A 6,273-nucleotide genomic window follows, 5' to 3' on the forward strand; every position below is an offset into this window, starting at 1 on the left:
TCTACGAACCAGGGAGTACCTCGTGGCAGAGCGGCCGGCCCGGCAGGGACCCAAGGCCCAAGGGGCGCGGGTCGTGCGCACCGAGCAGATCACCCCGCACATGGTGCGGGTGGTCCTCGGCGGCGAAGGGCTCGCGGACTTCACCCTCTCCGGCTTCACCGACCACTACATCAAGCTGTGCTTCGCGCCCGAGGGCGCGGACTACGCGCACCCGTTCGACATGGCCGCGATCCGCGAGGAGTATCCGCGCGAGCTGTGGCCCACCACCCGTACGTACACGGTGCGTTCGTGGGACCCGGCCGCCCGGGAGATGGCCGTCGACTTCGTCGTGCACGGCGACGAGGGCCTGGCGGGACCGTGGGCCCAGCGGGCGCGGGTGGGCGAGCAGGTGACCTTCCTCGGTCCCGGCGGCGGTTACGGACCCGACGCCTCGGCGGACTGGCACCTGCTGGTCGGCGACGAGAGCGCGCTGCCGGCGATCGCGGCGGCGTTGGAGCAGATGCCCGCGGGCGCGCCGGTGCACGCCTTCGTCGAGGTGCCGGACGCCTCGGAGGAGCAGAAGATCGTCACGCCCGACGGGGTGGCCGTGACCTGGCTGCACCGCGGGGACCGGCCCGTCGGCGAGCTGCTGACCGCCGCCGTGAAGGGGCTCGACTTCCCCGAGGGCGAGATCCAGGCGTTCGTGCACGGGGAGGCGGGCTTCGTGAAGGAGATCCGCCGACACCTGCGCGTGGAGCGGCAGATCCCGCTGGCCCAGCTGTCGATCTCGGGCTACTGGCGTCTCGGCAAGGACGACGACGCCTGGCGTGCCGTCAAGCGCGAGTGGAACGAGCAGGTGGAGCGCGAGCAGGAGAGCGGTACGGCCGCCGCGTAGCGGCTTCGGCCGGCCGGGGTGCCCGCTCGCCCGGCCGGCCGACCCCGGACCCCGTCCGCCGCGCATCGCGGTGCGCGGGGTCCGCCCGTTGGGGGGGCACGGCGGGGCGGGGAGCCGGCCCCGGCTTCAGCCGCCCGCAGCACCCGCCTCCATACCACGGGGACCCTTCGCGCCACCGGAGTCTTCCGCGCCCCCGGACCCCTCCGAGCGACCGGACCCCTCCCTGGCACCGGCCCCCTCCGCGCCACCGCCCCCCTCCCGCTCGACCGGCCCCGAGAGGTACTCCGGCGACTCGAAGCGCCGGAAGGACACATCGATGTGCGCCAGCCTCCGCAGCGCGCCGAACATCGCCTCGCCGAGGACGGTTCCCACGACGACGCTCTCGACCAGGTCCTCGCGGGCCACCCGCCGCTGTACGTAGTCGAGGTCGGCGCGGGCGACCGGCTCGGCGGCGTCCGCGTAGACGTCCAGCAGGTCGATGTATCCGCCGTGTCCGGCCCTGCGCAGCGCGCACAGCACCCCCGCGAGCGATTCGGCGGCGGAGCCCCGCTCGTCCACCTCCCAGCCGCGCCGCCGCACCAGCTCGGCCACCTCCTCGCGCGCGTCCTCCAGTTCAGGCCCCGGCGTCTCCTGGCCGGTCGGCGTGACGCCGTCCGCCGCGACACCGAGCACCTCGTGCACCGGCTGCTCGGGATCGTCCATGGCCTCCAGGACCCCGCCGATGGTGGCGAGCGAGAGGCCGCCGACGTCCAGCAGCGCCCGGATCAGGCGCAGTCTGCGCTCGTGCCCGGGGCCGTAGTGCGCCTGGTTCGGGCTGGTCAACTCCCCTGCGGCCAGGAGTCCTTCACGTAGGTAGTACTTGATCGTCGGCACCGGGACCCCGGATCTGCGACTCAGTTCACCGATGCGCACCGCGTGTTCGCCCTTTCACCCTTGCCAGAAACCATCCCCATCATAGATAGTCCCCCTATCGGATAGCGGTAAGTGCGACTATCCATATTGGTCTCATCACCATCAGGGGGTCCCTCATGTCGTCCTGGCGTTCCTGGCATCGCCCGTTAGTCGTCTTCTCCGCCGCGATGGCCGCTCTCGCCGTCGTCTCCGCCGTCGGCCTCGTGGTCGACGACCGGATGCTGGTGGGCGCGCCGATCTGGGCGAAGCCGTTCAAGTTCGCCGTGTCCTTCACCGCGTACTGCCTGACGCTGGCCTGGATGCTGACGCTCCTCACGCGCGGGCGGCGGATCGGCCGGTGGGCGGGACACGTCGTCGTGCTGACGGGTCTGGCCGAGATGTTGATCATCACCGTGCAGGTCGTCCGGGGGAAGCGCAGCCACTTCAACACCGCGACCGCCTTCGACTCGGCGCTGTGGGACGCGATGGGGATGACCATCGTCGTTCTGTGGGCGGCCACGCTGGTGATCGCCGTCCTGCTGCTGCGCACCCGCCTCCCGGACCGTGCGACGGCTCTGGCCGTCCGGGGCGGCCTGCTGATCTCCCTGGCCGGCGCGGCTCTCGGCTTCCTGATGGCGCGGCCGAGCGAGAGCCAGCGGGCGGCCGGGAACCTCGACACGGCCGATGTGATCGGCGCGCATTCCGTGGGCGTACCGGACGGCGGCCCGTCCATGGCGCTGACCGGCTGGTCGACGACCGGAGGCGATCTGCGGGCCCCGCACTTCGTGGGCATGCACGCGCTCCAGATGCTCCCGCTGCTCCTGATCGCGCTGGTGCTGCTCGCGCCCCGCGTCGCTCCACTGCGCGACGCGGGGGTGCGGCTGCGCCTGGTACGGGTCGCCGTCGGCGGCTACGCGGCGCTCGTCGCGCTCATCACCTGGCAGGCGCTGCGGGGCCAGCCGCTGATCCACCCGGACGGGGCCACGCTGACCGTCGCCGGAGCGATCCTCGCGGGGGTGGCGTACGGGACCTGGAGGGCGCTGCGCCCGGTCGCCCCGGCCCGCCCGGCCCGTACCTCCTCCTCCGCCGCGGACAAGGAGCACGTGGCATGACCGGCGCACTGTTCGAGATCACGTTCTATCTGGCCGCCCCGTTCTGGCTGCTGATGATCTTCGCCCCCACCTGGTCCGGCACCGCCCGTGCCGTCGCCTCACCGCTGACCGTGCTCCCCGTGCTCGTCGTCTACGTCGTCCTGGCCGTCCCGGTGTTCCCGGAGCTCTGGACGGCGGTGAGCAGCCCGGACATCGACACCTTCCGTGATCTGACGGCGCTGGCGGGCGGAGCGGGGGCCGTCTGGGCGCAGGTGATCGCCTGGGATCTCCTGCTCGGGCAGTGGATGTACCTCCAGAGCCGTAAGCTCGGGCTCTCGCCGCTGCTGATGGGGCCGCTGCTGGTCCTGACGATCCTGCTGTCGCCGTTCGGGCTGCTGATCTTCCTCGCCGTTCGCGCTCTCCGGCTGCGCCGGCGTCGGCGCGAAACGCCGATCGGCTGAGTTGCGCGTCCTCCCGGGACCGGACCGGATCTGCGAAGATCGCCCGCACCCGACCAATCCGCTCGGCCGTCGGCTCCGTATCACTGCTGGAACCGACGATCGTCCCGGGAGGAAACCCGCGTGAAGGAAGCCGTACACATCAGTGGGGTGCCCTCGCCGGGTCCCGATCTCCAGGAGCTCCTGGTGCGGGTCGCGCGGGGTGACCAGGACGCGTTCGCCTCGGTGTACGAAGCGGTGAGCGGGCCCGTGCTCGGCCTGGTGCGCAGCGTGCTCCGCGATCCGGCCCAGTCGGAGGAGGTGGCACAGGAGGTGCTGGTGGAGGTGTGGCGCACCGCGCCCCGTTTCCAGGCCGCCCGGGGCAGCGCGATGAACTGGGTGCTCACCCTGGCCCACCACCGGGCCGTCGACCGGGTCCGCTCGGCCGAGGCCGCCGCAGCCCGGGAGCACAAGGCGGCACTGCTGGACCGGACGCCCGCCTTCGACGAGGTTTCCGAACAGGTCGAGACCCGGTTGGAGAGAGAACAGGTACGGCGCTGTATGCGCACCCTGTCCGAGCTGCAACGGGAGTCGGTGACCCTGGCCTACTACCGGGGCCTGACCTACCGTGAGGTCTCCGAACTCCTCTCCGTGCCGCTGGGCACCATCAAGACACGACTCCGCGACGGCCTCATCCGGCTGCGCGACTGCCTGGGGGTGAGCGCATGAGCACGGCCGACCTGCACACGCTGACAGGGGCCTATGCCCTGCACGCGCTGCCGGAGTCCGAACGGCAGGCGTTCGAGCGTCATCTGGAGGACTGCGAGGCCTGCACCCAGGAGGTGCGGGAGCTCTCGGCCACCGCCGCCCGGCTCGGCCTCGCCGTCGCCGAGGCCCCTCCGCGCGAGCTGCGCGAGAGGGTGCTGCGGGAGATCACGACCGTACGCCAGGAGACTCCGGCCCACGGCAGACGAGAGCGGACCGGTGGCGGCGGACGCACCGGACGGTGGTACGCCTACGCGCTCGCCGCCTGCATCGCGGCGGCCGCCGCGTTCGGCGGGGTCGCGGTCTGGCAGAACCAGGTGGCACAGGACGCGCGGCAGGAGGCGAACCAGGCGCAGCGGCAGAACGATCAGGTGGCGCAGGTGCTCTCCGCCCCGGACGCGAAGAGCTCTTCGGCCGAACTGGGCAGCGGCGCGCACGGCACCGTCGTCGTCTCGCAGAGCCACAACCGCGCGGTGCTCCTGGCCTCGGGGATGGAACGGCCGCCGAGCGGCAAGGTCTACCAGATCTGGTTCAACGACGAGGGCACCATGCGTTCGGCGGGCCTGATGGACCCGAAGGCGAGCGACGACGCGGTCCTGCTGGACGGTCCCGTGGACCGGGCGTCCGGCATGGGCATCACCGTCGAGCCCGCCGGGGGCTCCGCCGAACCGACCTCGTCGCCGGTGGCGCTGATGGACTTCCCGACCGCCTGACCGACCGCCTGACCGACACGGCCACTGACCAATGGCCGCTGACCGACCGGCCCCGCACCGTCCGGCCGCCGGTCGACGCATAGCGCAAGGGAGCACGTGTTCCATGAGTGTCGCGGTGGTGCTGTTCACCTCCGATCTGCGTCTGCACGACAACCCGGTACTGCGTGCCGCCCTGCGGGACGCGGACGAGGTCGTCCCGTTGTTCGTCCGGGACGACGCCGTCCACCGCGCGGGGTTCGACGCGCCCAACCGGCTGGCGTTCCTCGCGGACTGCCTGGCGGACCTGGACGCCGGACTCCGTGACCGGGGCGGCAGGCTGATCGTCCGCCAGGGCGAGACGCCCCGCGAGGTGAAGCGGGTCGTCGGGGAGACCGGGGCGGAGTCCGTGCACGTCGCCGCCGGCGTCAGCCGGTACGCGGCACGGCGCGAGGAGCGGATCCGGGAGGCCCTCACGGGCACGGGCTGCGAGCTGCGCATCCATGACGCGGTGGTCACCGCGCTCGCTCCGGGCCGGGTGGTCCCGACGGGCGGCAAGGACCACTTCGCGGTGTTCACCCCGTACTTCCGCCGTTGGGAGGCGGAGGGAGTACGGGGCACACTGACCGCTCCCCGCACGGTCCGGGTACCGGACGACGTCTCCGGCGACCCGCTCCCGGACCGGGACAGCGTCAAGGATCTCTCCCCCGGCCTGGCCCGGGGCGGCGAGGAGGCAGGCCGCAAGCTGGTGACCTCCTGGCTGCACGGCCCCATGGCCGACTACGAGGACGGCCACGACGACCTGGCCGGCGACGCCACCTCACGGCTCTCCCCGCATCTGCACTTCGGTACGGTCTCCGCCGCCGAACTGGCCAACCGCGCACGGGAGAAGGGCGGACCCGGCGGCGAGGCGTTCGTCCGGCAGCTGGCCTGGCGCGACTTCCACCACCAGGTCCTCGCGGCCCGCCACGACGCCTCCTGGTCCGACTACCGGCCGCGCCACGACCGCTGGCGCTCCGACGAGGAGGAGATCGACGCCTGGAAGACCGGGCACACCGGCTATCCGCTGGTGGACGCGGCGATGCGGCAGCTCGCGCACGAGGGCTGGATGCACAACCGGGGCCGGATGCTGGCCGCGAGCTTCCTCACCAAGACGCTGTACGTGGACTGGCGGGTGGGCGCCCGCCACTTCCTCGACCTGCTGGTCGACGGGGATGTGGCGAACAACCAGCTCAACTGGCAGTGGGTGGCGGGCACCGGCACGGACACCCGCCCCAACCGCATCCTCAACCCGGTGATCCAGGGCAAGCGCTTCGACCCCCGCGGCGATTACGTACGGCGGTGGGTGCCGGAGCTGGCGGAGGTGGACAAGTCCGCGATCCACGAGCCCTGGAAGCTGGCGGGCCTGGACCGGGCAGCCGTCGACTACCCGGACCCGGTGGTGGACCTGGCCGAGGCCCGGTCCCGCTTCGAACGCGCGCGCGGCCTGGACTGACCGTACGAGCAGACGGAAGGGCCCGTTCCGC

At 72.4% G+C, this 6,273-nt stretch carries 7 protein-coding genes; 6 read left to right on the top strand and 1 reads right to left on the bottom strand.

The features are described from left to right. Nucleotides 1-22 precede the first annotated feature (22 nt). The gene (locus tag ACFWRV_RS32380) at nt 23-874 is read left to right on the top strand and encodes a siderophore-interacting protein (protein WP_384339482.1); all 852 of its coding nucleotides are present in this window, start codon (nt 23-25) and stop codon (nt 872-874) included. 126 nt (nt 875-1,000) lie between these two features. Here ACFWRV_RS32380 and ACFWRV_RS32385 read toward each other — a convergent pair whose 3' ends face one another. Continuing rightward, nucleotides 1,001-1,786 carry a MerR family transcriptional regulator gene (locus ACFWRV_RS32385; protein WP_384339483.1) on the bottom strand — a complete coding sequence of 262 codons (786 nt, stop codon included), beginning with the start codon at nt 1,784-1,786 and terminating at the stop codon, nt 1,001-1,003. A gap of 116 nt (nt 1,787-1,902) precedes the next feature. Here ACFWRV_RS32385 and ACFWRV_RS32390 point away from each other — a divergent pair, with 116 nt between their 5' ends. The 5 genes from ACFWRV_RS32390 (at nt 1,903) to ACFWRV_RS32410 (ending at nt 6,242) form a co-directional block, all read left to right on the top strand. Beyond that, nucleotides 1,903-2,877 carry a hypothetical protein gene (locus ACFWRV_RS32390; RefSeq protein ID WP_384339484.1) on the top strand — a complete coding sequence of 325 codons (975 nt, stop codon included), beginning with the start codon at nt 1,903-1,905 and terminating at the stop codon, nt 2,875-2,877. Next, nucleotides 2,874-3,317, top strand: coding sequence for an ABA4-like family protein (locus ACFWRV_RS32395; protein WP_384339485.1), 444 nt, complete (start codon nt 2,874-2,876; stop codon nt 3,315-3,317). Before ACFWRV_RS32390 ends, ACFWRV_RS32395 begins: the two co-directional genes overlap by 4 nt. A gap of 120 nt (nt 3,318-3,437) precedes the next feature. Beyond that, nucleotides 3,438-4,022: a sigma-70 family RNA polymerase sigma factor gene (locus ACFWRV_RS32400; RefSeq protein WP_384339486.1), complete on the top strand. Its 585-nt coding sequence runs from the start codon at nt 3,438-3,440 to the stop codon at nt 4,020-4,022. Continuing rightward, entirely contained in the window at nt 4,019-4,771 is a 753-nt protein-coding gene (locus ACFWRV_RS32405; RefSeq protein WP_384339487.1) for an anti-sigma factor domain-containing protein, read from the top strand. The genes ACFWRV_RS32400 and ACFWRV_RS32405 overlap by 4 nt, the downstream gene beginning before the upstream one ends. A gap of 103 nt (nt 4,772-4,874) precedes the next feature. Then, a complete protein-coding gene (locus ACFWRV_RS32410) occupies nt 4,875-6,242 on the top strand; it encodes a cryptochrome/photolyase family protein (RefSeq protein ID WP_384339488.1) in 1,368 nt (455 codons plus the stop codon). The last annotated feature ends 31 nt before the right edge of the window (nt 6,243-6,273 follow it).

This window comes from Streptomyces sp. NPDC058576, assembly GCF_042718715.1.
Lineage (GTDB): Bacteria > Actinomycetota > Actinomycetes > Streptomycetales > Streptomycetaceae > Streptomyces.

Bases quoted from the DNA above. Each gene is read 5' to 3' on its own strand.
- ACFWRV_RS32390 (WP_384339484.1), top strand. From the start codon at position 1,903: ATGTCGTCCTGGCGTTCCTGGCATCGCCCGTTAGTCGTCTTCTCCGCC.
- ACFWRV_RS32395 (WP_384339485.1), top strand. From the start codon at position 2,874: ATGACCGGCGCACTGTTCGAGATCACGTTCTATCTGGCCGCCCCGTTC.
- ACFWRV_RS32405 (WP_384339487.1), top strand. From the start codon at position 4,019: ATGAGCACGGCCGACCTGCACACGCTGACAGGGGCCTATGCCCTGCAC.
- ACFWRV_RS32410 (WP_384339488.1), top strand. From the start codon at position 4,875: ATGAGTGTCGCGGTGGTGCTGTTCACCTCCGATCTGCGTCTGCACGAC.